The organism is Trujillonella humicola (assembly GCF_046233715.1).
In the GTDB taxonomy this organism is placed as follows: domain Bacteria; phylum Actinomycetota; class Actinomycetes; order Mycobacteriales; family Geodermatophilaceae; genus Trujillonella; species Trujillonella humicola.
The window spans coordinates 1-24,189 of record NZ_JBJNRJ010000070.1 but is presented as its reverse complement, the minus strand read 5'-3'; the positions used below and the strand labels follow the sequence as shown (position 1 = coordinate 24,189).

The window sequence follows — 24,189 nt, the reverse complement described above, 5'->3', positions numbered from 1 at the left end:
AAGCGCATGATCGCTCGCGAGCTCTACTACGTCCTACGACCGACAACACCCACCGAAAACCTCGCCTCGGCCGCTTGACGATCCATAGGAGCATCCCGACGCGGCCGCCCCGCCGGCCCGGTCCGGCGGCGGGGGCCGCAGCGGGACCCGGCCGGGGTGGGCGCGGCGGCCGGATGACGGTCCCGTGTCGATGCCCCGCCGGGGTGGCGGCCGGCCGCCTCGTCCTGCCTACCGTCGCCACGATGCACTGCGACCGCACCGGCCGTCCCGGCCCCTCGCGCTCCGGACGCACGGCGTGAGCGGTCCCCGCCGGCGCGGCGACGGGCCGCTCCCCGCGCGGCTGGACCCGCGGCTCGGCCGGCCGGCGGGCGGGGCACCCCGCCGACGGCCGGCCGGCGCCCTCCGCCGTCTCCGGGTGGTGTGGGCGGCCCGCGCGGTCGCCGGGGTGCTCTCGGCAACGCTGCTGGCGACGACGGGCTGGGCGTGGCACCTCGGTCAGCTGGCCGAAGACTCCCTGCTGCGCACCGACGCGCTGCCGGCCACCGGCAACGAGGGGCTGGAGGCGGTGCAGGGGGACGGCGAGGCCTTCACGCTCCTGCTGGTCGGCAGCGACAGCCGGGCCTCCGCCGACGAGGACCGGCTCCCCGGGCTCGGCGCCGGTGAGGTCGAGGTCATGAACACCGACACGATGATGCTGGTGCACGTGCCGGCGGACGGCTCCCGGGCCTCGTTCGTCTCCCTGCCGCGGGACTCCTGGGTCGACATCCCGGGCCACGGCTGGGACAAGCTGAACGCGGCCTACGCCTACGGGTACTTGCTCGACCCCCCGGACGGTGCGACGACGGCCGAGCGGGAGGCCGGCGGCGCCCAGCTCCTGGTCCGCACGGTCAGCCGGCTGACCGGGGTCCAGGTCGACCACTACGCCTCGGTCGACCTGCTCGGCTTCCTCGAGCTGTCGGACGTGGTCGGCGGGGTCGAGGTGAACCTGTGCGAGCCGGTGCAGGACGAGTACTCGGGCATCGACCTGCCGGCCGGCGTCCAGACCGTCCAGGGCGAGCAGGCGCTCGCGTTCGTGCGCCAGCGCTACGGGCTCCCCCGCGGCGACTTCGACCGGATCGTCCGCCAGCAGGCGTTCATCGCGGGGATGCTCCGCTCGATCCTCTCCGAGGAGGTGCTGCTGGACCTCGGGGCCCAGCGCCGCCTGGTCCGGGCCGCCGCCTCGTCGGTCACCGTGGACCGGGAGCTGGACCTCTTCGCCGTCGCCGCGCAGCTGCAGTCGGTCGACGTCTCCCGGGTCGAGTTCCAGACCATCCCCTACGTCGGGGACGACCGGGACGAGCGCGGCCGCTACATCCTCCGGCTCGTCGACCAGGACCAGCTGCACGACTTCTTCCGCGGCCTGGACGCCGCCCAGCCGGACCCGCAGCCGGACCCGCAGCCGGATCCGCAGCCGGACCCGCAGCGGGGGGACGGCGCCGAGGCCGGGCCGGGCCCGGCCGACCCACGCGCGGTCGAGGGCCGGGACCGGCACACCGCCGACGACACCGGCTGCATCCGGTGAGGGGCCGGCGGGGCCGGGCGCGGCGGGCGGGCCGGGACGCGACCATGCCGCTCACCGAGCACCTGCGCGAGCTGCGCCGCCGGGTCGCGGTGTCGCTGGCGGCGGTGGTGGTGGCGACGGCGGTCTGCTTCTGGTGGTACGAGCACGGCCTGGGGGAGCTGGTGCGGGCGCCGTACTGCGGCCTGCCGCCGGACCTGCGCTACGGCGACGACGCCGGTGACTGCGGCCTGCTCGTGACCGACGTCTTCGGTGGCGCGCTGGTCCGGCTCCAGGTGAGCCTGATCGCGGGCGCGGTCCTCGCTGCGCCGGTGTGGTCGGGGCAGCTGTGGGCGTTCCTCGCCCCCGGGATGCGGCGGCACGAGCGGCGCTGGGCCGTCGGCTTCGTCCTCGCGGCCTCGGTGCTGGCCGCCGCCGGCGTCGTCCTGGCCTACGCCGTGCTGGCCACGGGCCTGCGGTTCCTGCTGGGCATGGCCGGCGACGGCGTGGTCGTCGCCCTGACCGCCCGGGACTACCTGCGGTACGTGACCACCGTGCTGCTCGCCTTCGCCGTGACGCTGCAGCTGCCGCTGCTCGCCGGCTGCCTGAACCTCGCCGGGGTGCTGTCCCACCGGGCCCTCGCCGCCGCGCGCCGCTGGATCTTCTTCCTGTCCCTGGTCGTCGCGGCGCTGCTGACGCCGCCGGACCCGCTCACGTTGGTCGTCCTGGCGCTGCCGATGTGCGTGCTGTTCGAGGTCGTGATCCAGGTCGCCCGGGTCGTCGACCGGCGGCGGGACCGCCGCGCGGCCGCGCACGCCGATGCCGCCGACGACGACGAGCCCTCGCGCCTGGAACCCGCCGGCCCGCCGACCTGAGCGGCCCGGCAGGCGCGGCGCGGCGCGGCGCTATCGCCGCGCGCCCAGCAGCGCGGGGAAACCGGCGGAGAGCTCGTCGAAGGCGCGGCGCAGGCCGTCGGCGAGCGGGGTGCCGCCGTCCAGCCACACCTCGAAGGCCGTGGTCGCCGCGGCCCGCGTGCTCGTCGCGACCAGCCGGGGAACCAGCCCGGCCGGGTCGACCCCGGTCCGGCGGGCGACGTGCGCGGCCACGGCCCGGTCGACGTCGGCGTAGCGCAGCTGGGAGTGGGCCAGCAGCGCCGGCTCGCCGAGGATGAGCCGCATGCGCTGGCGCAGCACCGGCAGCTGGTCCGGCGGGTAGTCGTTGACCTCGAGGTAGGCCGCGCAGATCGACGCCAGCACCGGCTGGTCGGGCGCGGTCGCCGCGAGGCGGGCCTCGAGCCGGTCGACGTGGCCGGTGAAGTCGCCCCACACCGCGTCGGCCTTCGTGGGGAACCAGCGGAAGAACGTGCGCCGGCTGATCCCCGCCGCCTCGGCGATCTCGTCGGCGGTCACCCGCTCGAAGCCCTCCGCGGTGAAGAGCTCGAGCGCGACCCGCTCCAGGCGCGCGCGGGTGTCGGCGCGCAGGTCGGCCGGGACGGCGGTCACGGCTCCATCCTGGACCGGGGCGTCCGCCGCGGGAACGACCGCCACCTCGGTTCACCCGGTTGCTTGTGGCACCCGGTGTCACTAGCGTCCGGAGCGACCCAGGTCACCCATCCCAGGAGGCGTCATGCCCGAGCAGGCCATCGTCAGCACCGAGACCGAGACCCTTGCCGCCGTCGACGGGGCTGCCGCCGAGGAGGCGATGGTCGAGGAGACCCTGGTCGAGGAGGTCTCCATCGACGGGATGTGCGGCGTCTACTGAGCCGGCCCGTGACCACCGCCGAGCCCGCTGTCGTGGGTGACCCCCCGTTCGACCCGGAGCTGCCGTGGCAGCGGGCCCGGTCGGTGGCCATGCGCCCGGAGCCCTTCGGGGCGCTGGTCTACCACTTCGGGAACCGCAAGCTGTCGTTCCTGAAGTCGAAGCTGCTGGTCGGCGTCGTCGAGGCGCTGGAGCAGCACCCGAGCGTGACCGCCACGCTCGCCGCCTGCTCGGTGCCCGAGGCCCAGCGCCCCGCCTACGTGAAGGCGCTGGCCGATCTCGCCCGCTCGCAGATGATCGAACGCAGGGAGCTGCCCGCATGACCGCCGTCCTCCCCTCCCGTCCCGTCGCGCCCGAGCGGCCCGTCGGTGGCCGCCTCGTCGACCAGTTCGAGTACGGCCTCGACGCCCCGATCTGCCTGACCTGGGAGCTCACCTACGCCTGCAACCTGGCGTGCGTGCACTGCCTGTCGTCCTCGGGCCGCCGCGATCCGCGGGAGCTCTCCACCGCGGAGGCCGAGGGCGTCATCGACGAGCTGCAGCGGATGCAGGTCTTCTACGTCAACGTCGGCGGCGGGGAGCCCACCGTCCGCCCGGACTTCTGGCACCTGCTCGACTACGCGGTCGACCACCAGGTCGGCGTGAAGTTCTCCACCAACGGCGTGAAGCTCGACCGGGCCCGTGCCGCCCAGCTGGCCGCCACCGACTACGTCGACGTGCAGATCTCCCTCGACGGGGCCACCGCCGAGGTCAACGACCGGGTCCGCGGCACCGGCTCCTTCGCCACCGCCACCCGAGCCCTGGAGAACCTGGCCGAGGCCGGGATGAAGGACTTCAAGGTCTCCGTCGTCGTCACCCGGGAGAACGCCGGCCAGCTCGACGACTTCCGGGCCCTCACCGACCGCTACGGCGCCCAGCTGCGGATCACCCGGCTGCGGCCCTCCGGCCGGGGCGCCGACGTGTGGGACGAGCTGCACCCCACCCAGGCCCAGCAGCGCGAGCTCTACTCGTGGCTGCTCGCCAACGGCGACCGCGTGCTCACCGGCGACTCGTTCTTCCACCTGTCCGCGTACGGCGAGGCCCTGCCGGGGCTGAACCTCTGCGGCGCCGGGCGCGTGGTCTGCCTGATCGACCCGGTGGGGGACGTCTACGCCTGCCCGTTCGCCATCCACGAGGACTTCCTGGCCGGCAACGTCCGCGACGAGGGCGGGTTCCAGCGGGTCTGGCAGACCTCGGACCTGTTCCAGGACCTGCGCTCCCCGCAGACCGGCGGCGCCTGCACGAAGTGCGCGCACTTCGACGCCTGCCGCGGAGGGTGCATGGCGGCCAAGTTCTTCACCGGCCTGCCCCTGGACGGCCCCGACCCCGAGTGCGTGCAGGGCCACGCCGAGCCGCTCCTCGCCGCCCGCGGCCAGGACACCGTCAAGCCGAAGAGCCACCTCGACCACTCGCACACCGGCCCCGTCCGCGGTCAGCCGACCCTGCTGGGCATCCCGTCGATCCCGGCCAAGCTGTGCGACGAGTCCCCGCTGGCGGGCATGCAGTAGTCCTCCGGCGGGGCGCCGCGGGTGCGTGCACGACACCACCTCGCCCGCGGCTCCGCCGGGTGGGCGAGCGCGCAGCCCACCACGCCCGCCCGCTGGTCAGGACCGGGTACGCCCCCCTAGCGTGTGGTCCAGGTCACGGTCGACGACGCCGAGGGGGATGCGATGGGCAAGCTCGAGGGCAAGGTCGCGTTCATCACCGGAGCCGCCCGGGGGCAGGGGCGCAGCCACGCGGTCCGGCTCGCGCAGGAGGGCGCCGACGTCATCGCCGTCGACCTGTGCGCCCAGATCGACACCGTCCCCTACCCGATGGCCACCCGGGAGGACCTGGACCAGACGGTGCGGGAGGTCGAGGCCCTCGACCGGCGGATCGTGGCGAGCGTCGCCGACGTCCGCGACCTCGCCGCACTCGAGCGCGCGGTGCAGGACGGCGTCGCCGAGCTCGGCCGCCTCGACATCGTGCTGGCCAACGCCGGCATCGCCCCGATGGGTGGTGAGGCGAACGCCGCGCAGGAGTTCGCCGACGTCGTCGACGTCAACCTGACCGGGGTCTGGAACACCGTGCGCGCCGCGACGCCGGTGATGGTCGAGCAGGGCGACGGCGGCGCGATCGTGATCACCAGCTCCACGGCCGGGCTCAAGGGCATCGGCGGGGACTCCCCGGGCGGGCAGGGCTACACGGCGGCCAAGCACGGCGTGGTCGGGCTGATGCGCACCTTCGCCAACACGCTGGCGCAGCACCGCATCCGGGTGAACACCGTCCACCCGACCGGCGTGAACACCCCCATGGTCGTCAACGACTTCATGCAGCGGTGGCTGGAGGAGGACCCGACCATCGCCGGCGCGATGACCAACCTGCTGCCCGTCGAGATGATCGAGGCGGTGGACATCAGCAACGCGATCGTCTGGCTGGTCAGCGACGACGCGCGTTACGTCACCGGCGTGACCCTGCCGGTCGACGCGGGATTCACGGCGAAGTAGGAGGAGACGCATGGCAGGACGGGTGCAGGGAAAGGTCGCGTTCATCACGGGGGCGGCGCGCGGGCAGGGACGCAGCCACGCGCTGCGGTTGGCGGAGGAGGGCGCCGACATCATCGCCGTCGACCTCTGCGGCCCGGTGCCGTCGATCGAGATGTACCCGCCCGCCACGGAGGAGGACCTCGCCGAGACGGTCCGGCAGGTCGAGGCGCTGGACCGGCGGATCGTCGCCACGAAGGCCGACGTGCGCGATCGGGCGGCGCTCGAGGCGGCCGTCTCCGACGGCGTCGCCCAGCTGGGGCGGCTGGACATCGTGCTGGCCAACGCCGGCGTCTTCGAGATCCAGCCGGCGCTCGAGCTCACCGACGACGCCTGGCAGGAGATGATCGACATCAACCTCACCGGCGTGTGGAACACCTGCCGGGCCGCGCTGCCGCACCTGCTGGAGCAGGGCGGGTCGATCGTGCTCACGAGCTCGACGGCCGGCATCAAGGGGACGCCGAACACGATCCACTACACGGCGGCCAAGCACGGCGTCGTCGGCATCATGCGGACGCTGGCCAACGAGTTCGCCGCGCAGTCGATCCGGGTCAACTCCGTCCACCCCACCGGCGTGGACACGCCCATGATCCAGAACCCGAAGACGTGGGGCCTGTTCCTGCCCGACGACCCGAACCCCAGCCGCGAGAGCGCGGAGCCGGTCTTCGCGACGACCAACGCGCTGCCGGTGCCGTGGGTCGAGCCGCGGGACATCAGCAACGCGGTGCTGTTCCTCGTCTCCGACGAGGCCCGGTACATCACCGGCGTGATGCTGCCGGTGGACGCCGGCTACACGACCAAGTGAGGGCGGGCGGCGGGCCGTGGTGCGGCCCGCCGCCGTCGCGGCTCAGAGGTCGACGACCTCGTTCTCGCCGGAGTCGATGCGCTGACCGGTCGCCTTGGCCTTCACGAAGCTGAAGGCGGTGGCCAGGCGGCCGCCGGGGCTGTCCCAGTACTCCGCCGTGTCGCCGTCGACCTTGACCAGGACGACGGAGGGGTCCTCGGGGCCCTGGGGCAGCCAGGCCTCGGCGCCGCCGTTCCACAGCTCCTTCTTCTTCGCCACGTCGTCGACCACGCTCGCCGAGCCGGTCAGCGACACCCAGGTCCCGCCCGAGCCGACGCCCACGTTGACCTGGGGCGAGCTGCGGATGTGGCCGAGCCAGTCGGCGCTGCGCTCGGCGAAGAACCACAGGTCGCCGTCGAACTCCACCTCCTGCAGCGTCATCGGCCGGCTGGTCAGGGTGCCGGTCGGCGTCGTGGTGGTGAGGAAGCCGAAGCGCTCCCCCTTGATCAGCTCGGCGACCTTGCGGGTGTCCTCGGTGCTCATGCCCGTCCTCCGGTGGTTGGCGTCCGCCCCTCCTGCCCGCCGCGTCGCGGCGTGACACCCGGCCGAGCGCCTGATAGAGAGGTCGGGGGACAACCGAAAGGCATACGACAAGTGGCGCGGCGACGCGCGGCGACCGGGAATGCCGGGGCAGCCCGCCCCCTTGGGCCCTGACGAGCCGGTGGCGCGCCGCCGGGAACCGACCCGGACACAGGAGCGCCCGCGTGACGACGACGCACGACCGGCCGGAGGGCACCGCTGCCCCGGCCCCTTCGGCTCCCGCTGCGGCGGCACCGCCGAGCATGGCCCGCACCGCGCTCACCCTCGGCGCCTTCGTCGCCCTCGGCCCGCTCACCATCGACATGTACCTGCCGGCGCTGCCGACGATCGCCGACGACCTGATGACGACGTCGGCGGCGGTGCAGCTGACGCTGACCGGAACGCTGGTCGGGATGGGGCTGGGGCAGATCGTCATCGGCCCGCTGTCGGACGCCGTCGGCCGGCGCCTCCCGCTGCTGCTGGGGACGGCGTTGCACGTCGTCGCCTCGCTGCTGGTGCTCGTCGCGCCCACCGTCGCCGTCCTCGGATCGCTGCGAGTGCTCCAGGGCGTCGGCACCGCCGCCGGCATGGTCGTGGCGATGGCGGTGATCCGCGACCTCTACGACGGCCGGGCGGCGGCCACGATGATCTCGCGGATCATGCTGGTCATCGGCGCGTTCCCGGTGCTCGCGCCCACGCTGGGCGGAGAGGTGCTGCGCTTCACCTCCTGGCGCGGGGTCTTCGCCGTCCTGGCCGCCTACGGGCTGCTGATGATCGTCGTCGGCTGGTTCGCGCTGCGGGAGACGCTGCCGCCGGCCCGGCGGGTGCCCGTCGGCGTGCGGAGCACGCTGCGCAGCTACCGCGGCCTGTTCGCCGACCGGGTGTTCGTCGGGCTGGTGCTCGTCGGCGGCCTGGTCATCGCGGGGCTGTTCAGCTACGTCTCCGGCGCCGCCTTCGTGTACCAGGACCAGTTCGGCCTCGACGAGCAGCAGTTCGGCCTGCTGTTCGGCGCCGGCGCCGTCTGGCTCATCGTCGCCACCCAGCTCAACCCGGTGCTCCTGAAGCGGTGGTCCACCGGGCAGGTGCTCCTGGCGTCAACGGTGGGCGGCGCGCTCGCCGGCCTGCTGCTCGTCGTCCTCGCCGTCCTCGACACCGGCAGCATCTGGGCGGTCGCCCTTCCCATGTGCGCCGTGCTGTTCGCCGTCGGCATGGGGCTGCCCAACGCCCCGGCGCTCGCGCTCTCCCGGCACGGCGAGGCCGCCGGTACCGCCGCCGCGCTGCTCGGTGCCGTGCAGTTCGGCGTCGGTGCGGCGGTCGCCCCGCTGGTCGGCGTCCTCGGCAACGACGCGGTGGCGATGGGCGTGGTCGTCGTCGCAGCTCTGGCGCTCGCTGTCGCGCTCCTCGTGTGGCTCGTGCGGCCGTGGGCGCTGCCCGACCCGAGCGAGGACGACGAGGACGTCCTCGTCGTCGCGCACTGACGGAGGACCCCGGTACCCCCGCCGCTCGCACGCTCGCGGCGGGACCCTGCACCCGCGGCCGACCGCCGGGCACTCGGGCGCGCCACCCTCACTAGGGTTCCCGGGTGCGCTCCCTTGCCGCCGCGACCTGGCCCGATCTGCCCGAGTCGGCGCTGCTGCTGGTGCCGCTGGGTGCCGTGGAGCAGCACGGCCCGCACCTGCCGCTGATCACCGACACCGCCGTCGCGGGGGCGGTCGCCGACGCGGCGGTCGACCGGATCGAGTCGGCGCTGCTCGCCCCTGCGCTGGCCTACGGCGCCAGCGGTGAGCACGAGGACTTCCCGGGCACCGTCTCGCTGGGCACGGAGGCGCTCACCGGGTTGCTCGTGGAGTACGGCCGGTCGGCGTGCCGCTGGGCCGGCCGGGTGCTGCTGGTCAACGGCAACGGCGGGAACCTCGACGCGCTGCGGGCGGCGGGCACGCTGCTGCGGACGGAGGGACGCGACGTCGCGTGGTGGCCCTGCGGGGTGCCGGGGGGCGACGCCCACGCGGGGCGCACCGAGACGTCGCTGGTGTTGCACGTGGAACCGCGGTGGGTCCGCGGGGAGCGGGCCGAGGCGGGGGACACGGCCCCGATCGGCGAGCTGCTCCCGCGGTTGCGCGCCGAGGGCGTGCGCGCGGTCAGCGCCAACGGCGTCCTGGGGGACCCGGCCGGCGCGAGCGCGGCGGAGGGTGCGGCACTGCTGGCGGGGATGGCCGACCGGCTGGTCGCCGCGGCTGCCGCCTGGCAGGTCGACCCGGCGGGCCGGCTGCGCGGGGCATAGGAAGCTAGACGCACGTCCCGGCGGCGCAGACGTGGGTAGAGCTTCCTATGCCCCGGGGGCGACGGTCAGCCGAGCGCGTCGGCGAACAGCGGGACGGTGCCGTCGAGGGCGTACCGCAGGCCCGGCGCCGACGCGCTGGAGAACGCGTTGAGCAGCGTGAGGTCGTCCAGGACCACGGCGCGCCCCTCCTGCACCGAGGGCAGGGCGGTCCACAGCGGGTTCGAGGTGAACTCCGAGGCCTCCACGAAGATGGGGAAGACGACGGTGAGCTCGGCGTCCAGCAGCGACAACTGCTCCTCGCTGACCGGGACGAAGAAGTTCTCGGTGGCCTGGGCCTCGATCTCCTCCTTGTTCACGAAGCCCAGCTGCTCCATGAACTGCACGCGGGAGTCGCCGCTGACGTAGGCGCCGAAGCCCTCGGAGGTGAAGGCGCCGACGGCGACCTCGGTGCCGGCGAACTCGGGGTGCTCGGCAGCGGCGTCGGCGAAGGCCTGCTCCACCTCGTCCTGGAGCGCGGCGGCCTCGTCGCTCTTCCCGAGGGCCTGCCCGACCATCTCGAGCTGCTGCTGCCACGTCGTCTGGTACGGACCGACGCCGTCGGGCTGGCCGATGGTGGGGGCGATCGCGCTGAGGGTGTCGTAGCGGTCCTGGTCGCCGGAGGACCGGGTGTCGAGGATCAGGTCCGGCTCCAGGGCCGCGATCGCCTCGTAGCTGGGCTCGAGCGTCTCGATGAGCTCGGGCGCCTCGTCGTAGGACTGCTCGACCCAGTCGCCCAGCCCGTCGTCCCCGCCGACGCCGAGCCAGTCGCTCGCGCCGACCGGCTGCACGCCGAGCGCGAGCGCGGTCTCGGCGTCCGACCAGCCCAGGGCGACCACCCGGGTGGGCTCCTCCTCGATCGTGACGTCGCCGAACGCGGTCTCGACGGTGACGGGGAAGGCGCCGCCGGCGGACGGCGAGCCGCCGTCCCCACCGGACTGCGTGTCGGTGTCGTCGTCGCCGCAACCGGCGAGGACGAGGGTGGCCGCGGCCAGCAGGGCGGCCGCGCGGAGCGGGGTTCGGGACGACATGCTGCTCTCCTCGGATCGGCTAGGTGAGCCTCACCTAAGCATCGTGGGGTCACAGCCGGATCACGGGCCTCGTTAGGCTCGGCCGGTGCGTCCCGAGGGGTGGCTTGTCGTCGTCGACCTGCAGCAGGTGTTCCGCGATCCGGACTCGCCGTGGACGGCGCCGCGCTTCGACGAGATCCGCCCGAACGTGCGCCGGCTGGCCGCAGCCTTCGGGGACCGCGCCGTCTTCACCCGGTTCGTCGCCCCCGGGGAGCCCCGTGGCGCCTGGGCCACGTACTACGCGAAGTACGACTTCGCCCTGCAGCCGCCCGACCACCCGCTCTTCGCGCTGGCCGAGGACCCGGGGTGCGCGCGGGTGCTCGACGCGACCACCTTCGGCAAGTGGGGTCCGGAGCTCGCCGGCATCGTCGGTGAGGGACCGCTGACCGTCGCGGGCGTGGCCACCGACTGCTGCGTGCTCTCCACCGTGCTGCCCGCCGCCGACGCCGGCGTCCCGGTGCGGGTGGTCGCCGACGCCTGCGCCGGCGCCGACGACGAGGCGCACGAGGACACCCTGCGGATCCTCGGCTGCTACTCCCCGCTGGTGGAGGTCGTGCGCACCGCCGAGGTGCTGGGCGGCGGGGCCTGAACCTCCCCCCGCCGCCGGACGGGCGGCTGCCCGACGGGTGGGTCGTCCGGTTCGACCCCGCGACGCGCCGGCGCGACGGCGGGACGGCGCTGCTGGGCGGCGCGCCGCTGCGCATGGTGCGGCTGCGGCCGCGGGCCGTCGAGCTCCTGGCTGGCGACCGGCTGGTCGTCGCGGGGGCCGCCGCGGCGGCCCTGGCCGGCCGCCTGCTCGACACCGGGCTCGCCCACCCCGACCTCACCGCGCTGCCGGACCCCGGCACGGCGGTCACCGTCGTCGTCCCCGTGCGGGACCGCACCGAGGGCGTCCGCCGGTTGCTCGCCGGCCTGCGGGCGGACCCCGACACCGCCGGCGTCCCGGTGCTCGTGGTGGACGACGGCTCGGCCGACGCCGGGGCGCTGGCCGCGGTCGCCGCCGCCGCGGGCGCGCAGGTGCTGCGCAGCACCGTGTCCCGCGGCCCGGCGGCCGCGCGCAACACGGGCCTGCGGGCCGCCCGGACCCCGCTGGTGGCCTTCCTCGACTCCGACTGCGTCCCCCGGCCCGGCTGGCTGCCCGCGCTGCGCCGCCACCTCGGCGACCCGCGGCTGGCCCTGGTCGCCCCCCGTGTCGTCGCCCTGGGAACGACGTCTGTCGAGGGCGGGAAGCGCCCTCGGGCGACCCCGCACGGGCGGCTGGCGGCGTACGAGGCGGCGGTCAGCGCCCTGGACATGGGGCCCCGGCCGGCCGCCGTCCGCCCGCTCGCCGCGGTTTCCTACGTGCCCAGCGCCGCGCTGCTGACCCGGCGGGAGGCGCTGGGCGCCGGCTTCGACGAGTCGATGCGGGTGGCCGAGGACGTCGACCTGGTCTGGCGGCTGGCCGCGGCCGGCTGGCGGGTCCGCTACGAGCCGGCCGCGGAGGTGGCCCACGACCACCCCGCGGGGGCCGGGCGCTGGCTGCGCCGCCGGGCCTTCTACGGCACCGGCGCCGCGCTGCTGGCCCGGCGGCACGGCACCGCGGTGGCGCCCGTCGTCGTCTCCGGCTGGGCGGCCGCGGCGATCGGGCTGGCCGTGGCCGGGCGGACGCCGGGACGGCTGGCGGCCGCCGCCGTCCTCGCCGGCGAGGCGGCGCGGCTGGGGCGCCGGCTGGCCGTCCCGGGCCGCCGCCCCCCGGCCGGGCTCGCCGCGGTGCTGGTCCTGCGCGGGACGGCGACGGCGGCGCGCACCCTCGCCCGCGCGGCGACCCGCCACCACTGGCCGGTGTCGGCCGCCGCCGCGCTGGTCTCGCCCGGCGCCCGGCGGCTGCTCGCTGCGGTGGCACTGGCCGACGGGCTGGCCGCCTGGTGGCCGCACCGCGACCGCGTGGGGCCGGTGACCTTCCTCGCCGCCCGCCGGGCCGAGGACGTCGCCTACGGAGCCGGGCTGTGGGCCGGTGCCCTCCGGCTGCGCAGCCCGCGGGCGCTGCTGCCGGCGCGACCCCTGCGGCCTTGAGCAGGGCCGGTGCCCTGGTGCGATGGCCGCCGAGCGGTCACGATGGGCGTGACATGAGCCACTTCCCTGGTCCGAGACGGTGACCGCGTCCCCGTGGCTCGCCCTGCCCGAGGGGCGACCCGATCCGGCGCTCACCCGCCGGCTGCGCGCCGCCCACGAGGCGCTGGTCACCTCCGGTGCGCGGCACCCGGCACCGGTGCGCCCGGTCGTCTGGGAGTCCTGGCGGCGGAGCCTGGGCAGCGGCGTGGACCCCGACGGCGTCGCGCCGCCCGTCGACCTCCTCGACGACGACCTCGAGGCCCACCGCGCCGCCCACCCGCTGGCGCCGGTGCTGCCGGTCATCCGCCGCCTGCTGGTGGAGGACGCCGAGGCCGACCGCATGATCGTCGCGGTCACCGACGCGGCCGGCCGGATGCTGTGGGTCGAGGGCGACGCGCGGCTGCGCTCCCGGGCGGCCGGGATGAACTTCGTCGAGGGGGCCCGCTGGTCCGAGGAGGTCGCCGGCACGAACGCGCCGGGCACCGCGCTGGCCCTCGACCACGCCGTCCAGATCTACGGCAGCGAGCACTACCGCCGCCCGGTGCAGCCCTGGAGCTGCTCGGCGGCGCCGGTGCACCACCCGCTGACCGGCGAGCTGCTGGGCGCGATCGACGTCACCGGGGGCGACCACGTGGCCAGCCCGCAGGTGCTCACGCTCGTGCGCGCCGCCGTCGCCGCCGTCGAGTCCGAGCTGCGCTGGCTGCACCGTGCCTCCCTCGAGACCTCGGCGCCGCCGCCACCGGCACCGCGGCCCGTCCCGCGGCTGGAGGTCCTCGGGCGCGACCGGGCGCGGCTGGTGCTGCCCGCGGGCCCGGTGCAGCTGTCGCTGCGCCACTCCGAGCTGCTGGTGCTGCTGGCCGAGGCCGCCGCCGAGGGGCGGACGGCGGAGCAGCTCGCGGCCGAGTGCCACGGGGGGGACGCCGCCGTCGTCACCGTGCGGGCCGAGCTCTCCCGGCTGCGGCGCCTGGTCGGCGCCCAGCTCATCGGCTCGCGGCCCTACCGGCTGGTCGGCCGGCTGGACACCGATCTCGACCGGGTGCGCCGCCTGCTCGACCTCGGCGCCGTCCCCGAGGCGCTGGAGCGCTACTCCGGCGGGGTGCTGCCCCGCTCGACCGCGCCGGGGGTGACCGCGGCGCGCGACCGGTTGGCCGCGCGGCTGCGCGGCGCGGTCCTCGCCGGCCGCCGGCCCGAGCTGCTGCTGCGCTACGGCCGCCTCCCCGAGGCCCAGGGCGACGTCGTGCTGTGGCAGACCTGCCTGGAGCTGCTGCCGACCGGCTCCGCGCGCCGCGCCGCGGTGGCCGCCCACCTCGGGCGGCTGCGCCGGACCGCGCGCCCCGCCGTGCGTCCCACCTGACCGCCGGGCGCGACGCGGGGCACACCGGGAATGCCGTGCCGGGGAGCGGCATTGGCCTGTGCACGTGACCACCGACGTCTCCGCGGCCGCCGACCTCCCCGTCCGGGAGCCGGCCCTGCCGGGGACGCGCCGGGTGGTCGCCGCGATCGCCGCGCTGGCCGTCGGCGGCTTCGCGATCGGCACGACGGAGTTCGTGACGATGGGCCTGCTGCCCGACATCGCCGACGGGGTCTCGGTGAGCATCCCGAGCGCCGGGCACGTGATCTCCGCCTACGCCCTCGGGGTGGTCGTGGGCGCGCCGGTCATCGCCGCGCTGGGCGCGCGGCTGCCCCGGCGCGGGCTGCTCGTCGGGTTGATGGTCGCCTTCCTCGTGGGCAACGCGCTCAGCGCGCTCGCCGCGGGCAGCGGCTCGCTGCTGCTGGCCCGTTTCGTCAGCGGCCTGCCGCACGGTGCCTACTTCGGCGTGGCCTCGCTCGTGGCCGCCTCGCTCGTCGTCCCCGAGCAGCGGGGACGGGCGGTCAGCTCCGTCATGCTCGGCCTGTCGGTCGCCAACGTCGTCGGGGTGCCCGCCGCCACCTGGCTGGGCCAGCAGCTCGGCTGGCGGGCGGCCTACTGGGCCGTGGTCGTGCTCGCGGTCCTCACCGTCTCCGCGGTCGTCGCCGTCGTCCCGCGGATGCCCGCGGCGCCGGGCGCGTCGATCGCCACCGAGCTCGGCGCCCTGCGCCGGCCGCAGGTGCTGCTGACGCTCGTCGTCGGCGTCGTCGGGTTCGGCGGGATGTTCGCGCTGTACAGCTACATCGCCCCGCTCACCACCGAGGTCACCGGCCTGTCCCGCGGCGCGGTCCCGTGGGTGCTGTTCACCTTCGGCGTCGGCATGGTGGCCGGGACGGTCCTGGGCGGCCGGCTCGCCGACCGCGCGCTGTTCCCGTCGCTGGTCGGCGGCGCGGTCGCGATGGGCGCGCTGCTGGGGATCATGCCGGCGGCCGCCCAGCGCGGGTCGACGCTCTTCGCGGCCGTCCTGCTGGTCGCGATCGCCTCGTCGGTGCTCGTCGTCTGCCTCCAGCTGCGGCTGATGGAGGTGGCCGCCGACGCGCGCATGCTCGGCGCCGCGATGAACCACTCCGCCCTGAACGCCGCCAACGCCCTCGGCGCCTGGCTCGGCGGCCTGGTCATCGCCGCGGGCGCCGGGTACACCGCGCCGTCGCTGGTGGGCGCCGGCCTGGCGGTCGTCGGGCTGGCGGTGCTGGCCGTGTCCGGGGTGCTCGCCCGCTCCGAGCGCCGGTCGGCGACGGACGCCACCACCGTCGCCTGAGCGGCACCCAGCCGTCCACTGCAACTGCGCTGCAACGTTGCTCCCTGCGCTCTGACCAGCGCAGACGCCCGGCACGCGGTGGCCGGTCCAGGGCGGACGTGAGGTGAGGGTGTCCTGAGTCACTCCGCCGTTGCGAGACTCCAGCCATGCGACCGGCCCCGCCGGCGCGACGTCGAGTCCTGCAACGAAGCGGAGGATCTTGGTGACGTCCATCAACGTGAAGGTCGACGGAGCGTCGTACAGCGACGACGTCGAACCGCGGACACTGCTCGTGCACTACCTGCGCGAGAACCTCGGCAAGGTCGGCACCGTGGTCGGTTGCGACACGAGCAACTGCGGTGCGTGCACCGTGCACCTGGACGGCGAGTCCGTGAAGTCCTGCACCGTGTTCGCCGTCCAGGCCGACGGCTGCGAGATCACCACCATCGAGGGGGTGGGCCGCGACGGCGCGCTGCACCCGGTGCAGAAGGCCTTCCACGAGATGCACGGCCTGCAGTGCGGGTTCTGCACCCCGGGGATGATCATGGCCTCGATCGACCTGCTCCAGGAGAACCCGAGCCCCAGCGAGACCGAGATCCGCGAGGGCATCGAGGGCAACCTCTGCCGGTGCACCGGCTACCAGAACATCGTCCGGGCGGTGCAGCAGGCCGCCGGCGAGATGTCCGGGTCCGAGACGGCGGGGGCGCAGGCATGACGGTCACCGAGGACGCCGCGACGCTGGCGCCGGCCAAGGAGGTCGGCCAGCCCCGCCGGCGCAAGGAGGACGCCCGGCTGATCACCGGCCGGACCACCTGGACCGACAACATGGTCCTGCCCGGCATGCTGCACCTGGCGATCGTGCGCAGCCCCGTCGCGCACGCGCGGATCACCGGGATCGACGTCACCGCCGCGCAGCAGGCGCCCAACGTCGTGGCCGTGTTCACCGGCCGCGACCTCGCCGAGGAGCAGGGCTCGATCCCCTGCGCCTGGCCGGTGACGCCGGACATGGTCAACCCGGGCCACCCGTCCATCGCCGTCGACCAGGTCAACCACGTCGGGGAGGCCGTCGCGATCGTCGTCGGCCGGAGCAAGGCCGCGGCCACCGACGCCGTCGAGCTGGTCGACGTCGACTACGAGCTGCTGGAGCCGGTCCTCGACCTGGAGGCGGCGGTCGCCGACGGTGCGCCCAGGGTGCACGACCAGCTGGAGTCCAACACCAGCTACCACTTCGTCTTCGACGCCGGCGAGGCCGGCACGGGCGCCGACACCGAGCAGGCGTTCGCCGACGCCGAGGTGGTCGTCAGCCGGCGGCTCGTCCAGCAGCGGCTGATCCCGGCCTTCATGGAGCCGCGGTCGGTGGTCGTGCAGCCGCAGGGCGACAACATCACGATGTGGTCGGCCACCCAGATCCCGCACGTGCTGCGGGTCATGCTCGCCATGGTGACCGGCGTGCCCGAGCACAAGCTGCGCATCGTCGCCCCCGACGTGGGCGGCGGCTTCGGCGGCAAGCTGCAGGTCAACCCGGAGGAGGTGCTCGCCCTCCTGCTGGCCCGGAAGCTGGGCAAGCCGGTCAAGTGGACCGAGACCCGCAGCGAGTCGCTGATGGCGGCCCACCACGGCCGCGGCCAGGTGCAGTTCGTCGACATCGCCAGCGACCGCGAGGGCAACATCAAGGGCCTCCGGGTGCGGCTTCTGGCCGACATGGGCGCCTACCTGCGGCTCATCACCCCCGGCGTCCCGGCGCTCGGTGCGTTCATGTTCCCGGGCATCTACAAGTTCCCGGCCTACCGCTTCGAGTGCGACGGCGTCTTCACCAACAAGGTGCCCACCGACGCCTACCGCGGCGCCGGCCGGCCCGAGGCCACGTTCGCCGTCGAGCGGATCATGGACGAGCTCGCCGTCGAGCTCGGCATGGACCCCCTCGAGCTGCGCCGCAAGAACTGGATCAAGGCCGAGGAGTTCCCCTTCACCACGGTCGCCGGTCTCGAGTACGACAGCGGCGACTACGACGCGGCCACCGAGAAGGCGCTCGAGCTGCTCGGCTACGACGAGCTGCGCGAGGAGCAGCGCCGCCGCCGGGAGTCGGGCGACCCCGTGCAGCTGGGCATCGGCTTCTCCACCTTCACCGAGATGTGCGGCCTGGCCCCCTCCCGGGTGCTCGGCTCGCTGTCCTACGGCGCGGGCGGCTGGGAGTCGGCGTCCATCCGGATGCTCCCCACCGGCAAGGTCGAGGTCGTCACCGGCTCGACGCCGCACGGCCAGGGCCACGAGACGGCGTGGAGCCAGCTGGTCGCCGACTCCCTCGGGGTGCCGTTCGACGACGTCGAGGTGCTGCACGGCGACACCGCCGTCGCGCCGAAGGGCATGGACACCTACGGCTCGCGGTCGCTGGTCGTGGGCGGCACCGCGGTCGTGAAGGCCGCGGAGAAGGTGGTGGCCAAGGCGCGGAAGGTGGCCGCCCACCTGCTGGAGGCCAGCGAGGACGACCTGGAGTTCGCCGACGGGAAGTTCTCCGTCCGCGGCACCCCGGGCGCGTCGCTGGGCATCCAGGAGATCGCGCTCGCGGTCTTCGCCGCGCACAACTACCCCGAGGACGTCGAGCCCTCCATCGACGCGGAGGCGACCTTCGACCCGGTCAACTTCTCCTTCCCCCACGGCACGCACGTGTGCGCCATGGAGGTCGACACCGACACCGGGATGGTGAAGATCCGCAAGTACGCCTGCGTGGACGACGTCGGCACCGTCGTCAACCCGCTGATCGTCGAGGGGCAGATCCACGGCGGCCTGGCCCAGGGCATCGCGCAGGCCCTGTACGAGGAGGCGGTCTACGACGCCGACGGCAACCTGACCACCGGCTCGTTCGTCGACTACCTGGTGCCCTCGGCCGCCGACCTGCCGCACTTCGACACGGCCAACACCGTGCACGCGGCACCGGGCAACCCGATCGGGGCGAAGGGCGTGGGCGAGGCCGGGTGCATCGCCAGCACCCCGGCCGTGGTCAACGCCGCGCTGGACGCCGTCCGGCACCTGGGCGTGTCCGACATCCTCATGCCGCTGACCCCGGAACGGGTGTGGCGGGCCCTCCACGAGGGCGGGGACGGCGGGGCGCGGGCCACCGCCGGCACCAACGCCTACGGCGGGGCGCAGACGGAGTCCACCGCCGGTGTCTCCACCCCTCAGTCCTCGCTCGGAGGTGACCGGTGATCCCCGCCCCGTTCCAGTACGCCCGGCCGACGACCGTCGACGAGGCGCTGCAGGCGATCGCCTCCGGCGGTGAGGACGTCAAGATCCTCGCCGGCGGGCAGTCGCTCATCCCGGTCATGCGGCTGCGGCTGGCCGCGCCGGAGACGGTGGTGGACCTGTCCCGGGTGGACGAGCTGCGCGGCGTCCGGGAGGACGGCGACTCCCTCGTCATCGGCGCCATGACCACCCACGCCGACATCGTCAAGGACCCGCTGATCGGGCAGTACGCGCCGCTGATCGCCGAGGCGACCGAGACGGTGGCCGACCGGCAGGTGCGCCACCGCGGGACCTTCGGCGGCGCCCTGGCGCACGCCGACCCGGCCGGCGACCTGCCGGCGGTCGCGCTGGCGCTGGACGCCGAGTTCGTGATCGCCGGGCCGAACGGACGGCGGACGGTGCCCGCTGCGGACTTCTTCGTCGACTACCTCACCACCGCCCTGGAGGAGGGGGAGCTGCTCGTCGAGGTCCGGGTGCCGAAGCTGACCGGGCAGTGGGGGATGCGCTACGAGAAGTTCAACCGCGTGGCGCAGGCCTGGTCGATCGTGGCGGTGGCCGCGGCGGTGCGCCGGGAGGACGGGCACATCGCCGAGGCGCGGATCGGGCTGACCAACATGGGCCCGACCCCCCTGCGGGCACGGGCGGCCGAGCAGGCGCTGGCCGGGGCCGACGCGACCGCGGAGGCCATCGCCGCGGCCGCCCGCCAGGCGGCGGAGGGGACCAGCCCCAGCAGCGACCTCAACGCCCAGGCCGACTACCGCGAGCACCTCGCGCAGGTGCTGACCCGGAGGGCCGTCTCCGCCGCTGCCGGGCTGTAGCGTTCGTCACCACGCCGAGAACCGCGTTCGTCGGCTCGGCCGTCCCTCCCGCAGCGGAAGGCCGGCCGGGCCGACCACCGTCAGGAGGTCGCACCCGTGCAGCTGGAGAACTCGTTCACCGTCCCGGTCCCCGTCGACGAGGCCTGGCGGGTCCTGCTGGACATCGAGCGCATCGCCCCGTGTATGCCCGGCGCGGCGCTGGACTCCGTCACGGGCGACGACTTCACCGGTCGGGTCAAGGTCAAGCTCGGCCCGATCAACCTCACCTACCAGGGCAAGGCGTCGTTCGTCGAGAAGGACGAGGCGGCCCACCGGGCGGTCATCGACGCGCGCGGCAAGGACCAGCGGGGCAACGGCACGGCGGCCGCGGTGGTCACCGCGACGCTGGCCGAGGAGGGGTCGGTGACCCGCGTCGACGTCCTCACCGACCTGAACATCACCGGCCGCCCCGCCCAGTTCGGCCGGGGCGTGATGACCGACGTCGGCAACAAGCTGCTGGGGCAGTTCGCCGACAAGCTCGCCGCCCAGCTGGCCTCCGGTGACGAGGGGGCGGTCGACCAGGCCGCCGCCGCCCAGCAGCAGGAGCCCACCGTCGCCGGAGCCGCGGCGGGTGCGGCGCAGACGGTGGCCGGGGCGGCCGAGGAGGTCGCGGCGTCGGTGGAGCAGACGCCGGGCGACAACGTGGCCGCCGAGACCGTGCGCAAGGCCGGCACCGCGGCCAGGAAGACGGCGGCCGCGGCGAGCGACGCGGCTGCGGGCACGACCGCCCCGGCGAAGAAGGCACCGGCGAAGAAGGCGGCTCCCAAGGCGGGCGACACCGCGCCCGCGGCCACCGACACCGCGCCGATGCCGGTCGCGGCCGACACCCCGCCGCCGGACGCGACGCTGGCCGACCGGGTGCCCGGGGCCTCCGACGCCCCCGTCCGCCCGAGCGCGCCGCCGTCGGGCCCGACGGCACCGCCCGGCCGGCCGGCCACCGGGGGGCCGGCGAAGAGCTCGCCGGCCACGCTGCGGCCGCCGGTCGCCGAGCCCGAGCCGATCGACCTGCTGGAGGTGGCCGGCGGCGCGGCGCTCACCCGCTACGCCAAGCCGCTGGCCGGTGTCGCGGCGCTGCTGTTCGTGATCAGCCTGGTCATCCGCCGCCGCCGACACCGCTGACCCCTCGACGAGATCTGCACACTCGTCGCCATCGGCCGCTGATGGTGACGAGTGTGCAGATCTCGCGTCACGCCCGGGGGTGGACCTCGTCCAGCCAGGCCAGCGCGGCGGCGGCGACGACGTCGGGGTTCTTCCGCAGCGAGTGGTCGCCGGGCACCGCGTAGACCGAGGCGGTCGCCCGGCCGGCCAGCGTGGCGGCGACGGCGGCCGGTGCGCCGAAGGCGTCGGTCTCGCCCTGCACGACCACCAGCGGCACCTCGACGGCGGTGAGCTCGTCCGCGCGGCTCTTCTCCGGCCGGCCCGGCGGGTGCAGCGGGAAGGCCAGCGCGAGCACGCCGTCGGCCCCGAGGGGCGCCGCCGTCCGGCAGGCGACCCGCGCACCGGCGCTCCGGCCGCCGAACACCACCGGACCGGCGAGACGGTCCTGCTCGTGGAGCGCGCTGAGGACCGCCGTCCAGCCCTCGTCGAGCCGGGCCGGAGCCGGGGCGATCCGCTTGCCGGCCACCCGCCAGGGCTGCTCGATCCGCAGGACCCGCCAGCCGGCGGCCACGAGGTCGCGGGTCACGGCGACCAGGTCGGCGGACTCCACGCCCCCGCCGGCGCCGTGACCGAGCAGCAGCGTGCCGTGCGGGGCGCCCGCGGGCTCGTCGGCACGCACCCGGGCCGGGCCGAGCGGGGTGGGGACCTCGGTCATGCGGCGGGCAGGGCGAGCAGCGCGTCGACCGCGCCGGCCAGGTCCGCTGCGACGATCGCGGCCGGGTCGTAGACCGCCGGGTAGCTGCGCTCGGCGCGGGGGAACCAGACGCCGGTCAGCCCGGCCCGGACGGCGCCGTGCACGTCCCAGCCGTGCGCGGCGACCAGGGCCATCCGCGCGGGCTCCACGTCGCACGCACCCGCCGCCCACAGGTACACGGCGCGGTCGGGCTTCCACGCCCGGATGAGCTCGCTGGACAGCGTCCGCTCCACCAGGGGCGTGATGCCGCCGCGCTCGAGGCCGGCCTCGGTGACGCCGGGGGAGCCGTGGGTCAGCGTGACCACCCGGACCCCGGCCTCGACCAGGCGGCGCAGGGCCGGCTCGACGTCCGGGTGCGGGCCGAGCTCGAGGAAGGTGTCGGCCAGGCGGCGGCGGTCCTCGGCCGGGAGGTCCGTGAGCTGGGCGAGGGCGGCGTCGAAGGCGTCCCGGAAACGGCACCAGGTGCCGGCGGCCGCCGCCGCGAACCCGGTGAGCAGGGTGCGGGCGAAGACCGTCGCCAGGAGGTCCCCCGGCAGGCCGTGCTCGACCAGCCCGGCGCGCAGCGGCGCGAGGTCGAGCAGGGTCTCGTTGACGTCGAACGCGACGACCTCGGGGCGGGCGGGGGCGCTCACGCCTGGTCGCGCTCGTCGGCCGGGAGCTGCGAGCCGGCCGTCCGGGGACGGCGGAACCGGCCGGTGGTCTTCTTGTAGACGAACCAGGCGACGGCCAGGACGACGACGGCGACCACGACGTAGTCCAGGTACCTGAGGTTGTCCCGGATGAAGTCCCCGGCCCACACGCCGAGGCTGACCAGCACGGTGTTCCAGATCGCGCTGCCCGCCGCGGTGTACAGCAGGAACTGCGGGAGGGGCATGCGCACGACGCCGGCCGGGACCGAGATGAAGCTGCGCACGATCGGCACCATGCGACCGAAGAACACCGCCGAGCGCCCGTGCCGCTCGAACCAGGCGAAGGTCCGGTCGACGTCCTCGGTCTCCACCAGCGGCAGCCGGTCCAGGAACGCGTGCGAGCGCCGGGGGCCCAGGGCCCGCCCGATGGAGTAGAAGAAGACCGCGCCGAGCAGCGATCCGAGCGTGGCGAAGGCGACGACGGCGACGAAGTTCATCTCGCCGTCGTTGATCAGCACGCCGGCCAGCCCGAGGACCGCCTCGCTCGGGATGGGCGGGATCACCGTCTCGAGCAGGATGGCCAGCCCGACGCCGACCGGGCCGAGGGTGTTCACCAGGTCGAGCAACCAGCCGGTGATCCCCCCCTTGTCGGAGGCGGCGGCGGCGAGGAAGGACATGCGCCCACGGTAGAGGCGCCCCCCGGCGGGTGCCCGGACGTGGCCGGGTCGTGCGGGACCGATGGGGCTAGCGTGCCGGCATGCGCCAGCGATTCACCGCCCGGGCGGTCGTGGTGGGGGACCGGTCCGGCACGGTCGTGACCGACGGGGTGGTCGACGTCGTCGACGGGTTCGTGACCTGGGTCGGGTCGGCCGCCGACGCGCCGCCCGCGGACGACGCCGACGTCGTGGCCGTCCCGGGGCTGATCCTGCCGGGGCTGGTCAACGCGCACTCGCACGCGCCGATGGTGCTGTTCCGCGGGCAGGGCGAGGGCCTGCCGCTGGACCGGTGGCTGCGCGAGGTCATGTGGCCGCGCGAGGCGCGGCTCACCGGTGACGACATCGAGATCGCCATGACCGCCGCCTCGGCGGAGATGCTGCGGGCCGGCGTGACCACCAGCGTGGAGATGTACTTCTCGCCCGAGCGGATCGCCGCGGCGGTGGGTCGGACGGGCGCCCGGGCCGTGATCGCCGCGCCGCTGGTCCCGCTGCCGGGCATGCCGTCGCTGGAGGAGCAGCTCGCCGCGGCCGTGGACCTGGCCTCCGCCGCACCGGGCGACGGGACGGTGGAGTACGGCGTCGGCCCGCACGCCGCCTACACCGTGCCGCTGCCGCTGCTCGGGAAGGCCGCCGCGCTGGCCCGCGACCACGGCCTGCTGCTGCACCTGCACGTGGCCGAGACCGCCGGCGAGGGCGCCGACCTGCTGGCGGCTCACGGGCTGTCGGTGCCCGCGCTGCTCGCCGCCCACGACGTGCTCGGCGGCCGGGTGCTGGCGGCCCACTGCGTGCACATGGACGACGGCGACCTGGAGCTGTGGCAGGAGTACGACGTCGCCGTGGCGCACTGCCCGGCGAGCAACGCCAAGCTGGCCAGCGGCGTCGCCCGGCTGCGCGAGATGCTCGACCGCGGCATCCGGGTGGGGCTGGGCACCGACGGGCCGGCGTCCAACGACGGCCTGGACCTGCTCGCCGACGCCCGGCTGGCCGCGGCCCTGGCCCGGCTCCGGGAGGCCTCGGCGACGGCGCTGACCGCCGCCGAGGCGCTGTGGCTGGCCGCCGGGGCCTCGGCCGACGCGATCGGTCGCCCGGACCTCGGCCAGGTCGAGGTCGGGCGGCGGGCCGACCTGGTGCACGTCGACACCCGCGACCTGGCCTTCGAGCCGGTCGGGGAGGCGGCCGACCTCGTCGCCCACCTGGTCTGGTCGGGCGCCTCGCGGCTGGTCCGCGACGTCTGGGTGGGCGGCCGGCAGGTGGTCGCGGACGGCGTCGTCACGACCGTGGACGCCGAGGAGCTGCGGGGAGAGGTCGCCGAGCGCGCCGCCCGCCTCGCCGGCGCCTGAGACCGGCGCGCCACGCGGCCGGGCCGCGGTCCGGTGCCGCGGCATTGCCGGCATACCGCGGCGGGGGGGGGGGGGGGGGGGGGGGGGGCCGCCCCCCCCCCCCCCCCCCCCCCCCCCCCCGGCCGGCTCGCTGAGCCCGTCGACCTCCAGCGGGCGGGTGTAGCAGCCCTTCACGTAGCCGACGGTGGGGTCGGCCAGCAGCGGCCCGAGCAGC

Annotated in this window: 24 protein-coding genes; 18 read left to right on the top strand and 6 right to left on the bottom strand. The window is 75.4% G+C overall.

The window, feature by feature from the left end:
- Positions 1 to 295 precede the first annotated feature (295 nt).
- Positions 296 to 1,561: an LCP family protein gene (locus ACK586_RS23000; protein WP_409332846.1), complete on the top strand. Its 1,266-nt coding sequence runs from the start codon at positions 296 to 298 to the stop codon at positions 1,559 to 1,561.
- Positions 1,562 to 1,605: 44 nt separating this feature from the next.
- Positions 1,606 to 2,412 (top strand): twin-arginine translocase subunit TatC, encoded by an 807-nt coding sequence (tatC, locus tag ACK586_RS22995; protein ID WP_409332845.1) that lies wholly within the window; start codon positions 1,606 to 1,608, stop codon positions 2,410 to 2,412.
- Positions 2,413 to 2,442: 30 nt separating this feature from the next.
- On the opposite strand, the gene mftR is transcribed toward tatC, so the two are convergent.
- Positions 2,443 to 3,039, bottom strand: a complete 597-nt coding sequence (gene mftR / locus ACK586_RS22990) for a mycofactocin system transcriptional regulator (RefSeq protein ID WP_409332844.1) — start codon at positions 3,037 to 3,039, stop codon at positions 2,443 to 2,445.
- A gap of 124 nt (positions 3,040 to 3,163) precedes the next feature.
- Between mftR and mftA the strand changes: the two genes are divergently transcribed.
- From mftA to ACK586_RS22965, 5 genes are all read left to right on the top strand, one after another.
- A complete protein-coding gene (gene mftA, locus ACK586_RS22985) occupies positions 3,164 to 3,298 on the top strand; it encodes a mycofactocin precursor MftA (RefSeq protein WP_409332843.1) in 135 nt (44 codons plus the stop codon).
- A gap of 8 nt (positions 3,299 to 3,306) precedes the next feature.
- Positions 3,307 to 3,618: a mycofactocin biosynthesis chaperone MftB gene (gene mftB, locus ACK586_RS22980; protein WP_409332842.1), complete on the top strand. Its 312-nt coding sequence runs from the start codon at positions 3,307 to 3,309 to the stop codon at positions 3,616 to 3,618.
- The gene (gene mftC, locus ACK586_RS22975; RefSeq protein ID WP_409332841.1) at positions 3,615 to 4,841 is read left to right on the top strand and encodes a mycofactocin radical SAM maturase; all 1,227 of its coding nucleotides are present in this window, start codon (positions 3,615 to 3,617) and stop codon (positions 4,839 to 4,841) included. The genes mftB and mftC overlap by 4 nt, the downstream gene beginning before the upstream one ends.
- A 123-nt stretch (positions 4,842 to 4,964) precedes the next feature.
- Positions 4,965 to 5,819 carry a mycofactocin-coupled SDR family oxidoreductase gene (locus ACK586_RS22970; protein ID WP_409332840.1) on the top strand — a complete coding sequence of 285 codons (855 nt, stop codon included), beginning with the start codon at positions 4,965 to 4,967 and terminating at the stop codon, positions 5,817 to 5,819.
- A 10-nt stretch (positions 5,820 to 5,829) separates the two neighbouring features.
- Positions 5,830 to 6,660: a mycofactocin-coupled SDR family oxidoreductase gene (locus ACK586_RS22965; protein ID WP_409332839.1), complete on the top strand. Its 831-nt coding sequence runs from the start codon at positions 5,830 to 5,832 to the stop codon at positions 6,658 to 6,660.
- 42 nt (positions 6,661 to 6,702) lie between these two features.
- On the opposite strand, the gene ACK586_RS22960 is transcribed toward ACK586_RS22965, so the two are convergent.
- On the bottom strand, positions 6,703 to 7,182 hold the full coding sequence (locus ACK586_RS22960) for a pyridoxamine 5'-phosphate oxidase family protein (RefSeq protein WP_409332838.1): 480 nt from the start codon (positions 7,180 to 7,182) through the stop codon (positions 6,703 to 6,705).
- A gap of 221 nt (positions 7,183 to 7,403) precedes the next feature.
- Here ACK586_RS22960 and ACK586_RS22955 point away from each other — a divergent pair, with 221 nt between their 5' ends.
- Both ACK586_RS22955 and mftE read left to right on the top strand, forming a co-directional pair.
- Positions 7,404 to 8,696 carry a multidrug effflux MFS transporter gene (locus ACK586_RS22955; RefSeq protein ID WP_409332837.1) on the top strand — a complete coding sequence of 431 codons (1,293 nt, stop codon included), beginning with the start codon at positions 7,404 to 7,406 and terminating at the stop codon, positions 8,694 to 8,696.
- A gap of 104 nt (positions 8,697 to 8,800) precedes the next feature.
- Entirely contained in the window at positions 8,801 to 9,499 is a 699-nt protein-coding gene (gene mftE, locus ACK586_RS22950; RefSeq protein WP_409332836.1) for a mycofactocin biosynthesis peptidyl-dipeptidase MftE, read from the top strand.
- A gap of 65 nt (positions 9,500 to 9,564) precedes the next feature.
- Here mftE and ACK586_RS22945 read toward each other — a convergent pair whose 3' ends face one another.
- Complete coding sequence (locus ACK586_RS22945) at positions 9,565 to 10,566, bottom strand: iron-siderophore ABC transporter substrate-binding protein (RefSeq protein WP_409332835.1); 1,002 nt, start codon at positions 10,564 to 10,566, stop codon at positions 9,565 to 9,567.
- Positions 10,567 to 10,651: 85 nt separating this feature from the next.
- On the opposite strand from ACK586_RS22945, the gene ACK586_RS22940 reads away from it, so the two are divergent.
- The 8 genes from ACK586_RS22940 (at position 10,652) to ACK586_RS22905 (ending at position 20,557) form a co-directional block, all read left to right on the top strand.
- Positions 10,652 to 11,194: a cysteine hydrolase family protein gene (locus ACK586_RS22940; protein ID WP_409332834.1), complete on the top strand. Its 543-nt coding sequence runs from the start codon at positions 10,652 to 10,654 to the stop codon at positions 11,192 to 11,194.
- Entirely contained in the window at positions 11,134 to 12,657 is a 1,524-nt protein-coding gene (gene mftF / locus ACK586_RS22935) for a mycofactocin biosynthesis glycosyltransferase MftF (protein ID WP_409332847.1), read from the top strand. Before ACK586_RS22940 ends, mftF begins: the two co-directional genes overlap by 61 nt.
- Before the next feature lie 79 nt (positions 12,658 to 12,736).
- On the top strand, positions 12,737 to 14,050 hold the full coding sequence (locus ACK586_RS22930) for a GAF domain-containing protein (protein ID WP_409332833.1): 1,314 nt from the start codon (positions 12,737 to 12,739) through the stop codon (positions 14,048 to 14,050).
- 64 nt (positions 14,051 to 14,114) lie between these two features.
- On the top strand, positions 14,115 to 15,362 hold the full coding sequence (locus tag ACK586_RS22925) for an MFS transporter (protein WP_409332832.1): 1,248 nt from the start codon (positions 14,115 to 14,117) through the stop codon (positions 15,360 to 15,362).
- A gap of 202 nt (positions 15,363 to 15,564) precedes the next feature.
- A complete protein-coding gene (locus tag ACK586_RS22920) occupies positions 15,565 to 16,056 on the top strand; it encodes a (2Fe-2S)-binding protein (RefSeq protein WP_409332831.1) in 492 nt (163 codons plus the stop codon).
- Positions 16,053 to 18,545: a xanthine dehydrogenase family protein molybdopterin-binding subunit gene (locus ACK586_RS22915; RefSeq protein ID WP_409332830.1), complete on the top strand. Its 2,493-nt coding sequence runs from the start codon at positions 16,053 to 16,055 to the stop codon at positions 18,543 to 18,545. Before ACK586_RS22920 ends, ACK586_RS22915 begins: the two co-directional genes overlap by 4 nt.
- On the top strand, positions 18,542 to 19,399 hold the full coding sequence (locus ACK586_RS22910; protein WP_409332829.1) for an FAD binding domain-containing protein: 858 nt from the start codon (positions 18,542 to 18,544) through the stop codon (positions 19,397 to 19,399). Before ACK586_RS22915 ends, ACK586_RS22910 begins: the two co-directional genes overlap by 4 nt.
- Before the next feature lie 96 nt (positions 19,400 to 19,495).
- Positions 19,496 to 20,557, top strand: coding sequence for an SRPBCC family protein (locus tag ACK586_RS22905; RefSeq protein WP_409332828.1), 1,062 nt, complete (start codon positions 19,496 to 19,498; stop codon positions 20,555 to 20,557).
- A 67-nt stretch (positions 20,558 to 20,624) separates the two neighbouring features.
- On the opposite strand, the gene ACK586_RS22900 is transcribed toward ACK586_RS22905, so the two are convergent.
- From ACK586_RS22900 to ACK586_RS22890, 3 genes are read right to left on the bottom strand one after another with little or no spacing between them, the layout of a single operon-like run.
- Entirely contained in the window at positions 20,625 to 21,251 is a 627-nt protein-coding gene (locus ACK586_RS22900; RefSeq protein WP_409332827.1) for an alpha/beta hydrolase family protein, read from the bottom strand.
- Complete coding sequence (locus ACK586_RS22895) at positions 21,248 to 21,922, bottom strand: HAD-IA family hydrolase (RefSeq protein ID WP_409332826.1); 675 nt, start codon at positions 21,920 to 21,922, stop codon at positions 21,248 to 21,250. Before ACK586_RS22895 ends, ACK586_RS22900 begins: the two co-directional genes overlap by 4 nt.
- On the bottom strand, positions 21,919 to 22,596 hold the full coding sequence (locus ACK586_RS22890) for a DedA family protein (protein ID WP_409332825.1): 678 nt from the start codon (positions 22,594 to 22,596) through the stop codon (positions 21,919 to 21,921). The genes ACK586_RS22895 and ACK586_RS22890 overlap by 4 nt, the downstream gene beginning before the upstream one ends.
- Before the next feature lie 80 nt (positions 22,597 to 22,676).
- On the opposite strand from ACK586_RS22890, the gene ACK586_RS22885 reads away from it, so the two are divergent.
- Positions 22,677 to 23,975 (top strand): amidohydrolase family protein, encoded by a 1,299-nt coding sequence (locus tag ACK586_RS22885; RefSeq protein ID WP_409332824.1) that lies wholly within the window; start codon positions 22,677 to 22,679, stop codon positions 23,973 to 23,975.
- The last annotated feature ends 214 nt before the right edge of the window (positions 23,976 to 24,189 follow it).

What these genes read in the sequence shown, in the direction of transcription:
- ACK586_RS22890 (WP_409332825.1), bottom strand. Translation starts at nt 22,596, where the DNA reads ATGTCCTTCCTCGCCGCCGCCGCCTCCGACAAGGGGGGGATCACCGGC.
- ACK586_RS22960 (WP_409332838.1), bottom strand. Translation starts at nt 7,182, where the DNA reads ATGAGCACCGAGGACACCCGCAAGGTCGCCGAGCTGATCAAGGGGGAG.
- mftA (WP_409332843.1), top strand. Translation starts at nt 3,164, where the DNA reads ATGCCCGAGCAGGCCATCGTCAGCACCGAGACCGAGACCCTTGCCGCC.
- ACK586_RS22945 (WP_409332835.1), bottom strand. Translation starts at nt 10,566, where the DNA reads ATGTCGTCCCGAACCCCGCTCCGCGCGGCCGCCCTGCTGGCCGCGGCC.
- ACK586_RS22885 (WP_409332824.1), top strand. Translation starts at nt 22,677, where the DNA reads ATGCGCCAGCGATTCACCGCCCGGGCGGTCGTGGTGGGGGACCGGTCC.
- ACK586_RS22965 (WP_409332839.1), top strand. Translation starts at nt 5,830, where the DNA reads ATGGCAGGACGGGTGCAGGGAAAGGTCGCGTTCATCACGGGGGCGGCG.
- ACK586_RS22915 (WP_409332830.1), top strand. Translation starts at nt 16,053, where the DNA reads ATGACGGTCACCGAGGACGCCGCGACGCTGGCGCCGGCCAAGGAGGTC.
- mftC (WP_409332841.1), top strand. Translation starts at nt 3,615, where the DNA reads ATGACCGCCGTCCTCCCCTCCCGTCCCGTCGCGCCCGAGCGGCCCGTC.
- tatC (WP_409332845.1), top strand. Translation starts at nt 1,606, where the DNA reads ATGCCGCTCACCGAGCACCTGCGCGAGCTGCGCCGCCGGGTCGCGGTG.
- ACK586_RS22900 (WP_409332827.1), bottom strand. Translation starts at nt 21,251, where the DNA reads ATGACCGAGGTCCCCACCCCGCTCGGCCCGGCCCGGGTGCGTGCCGAC.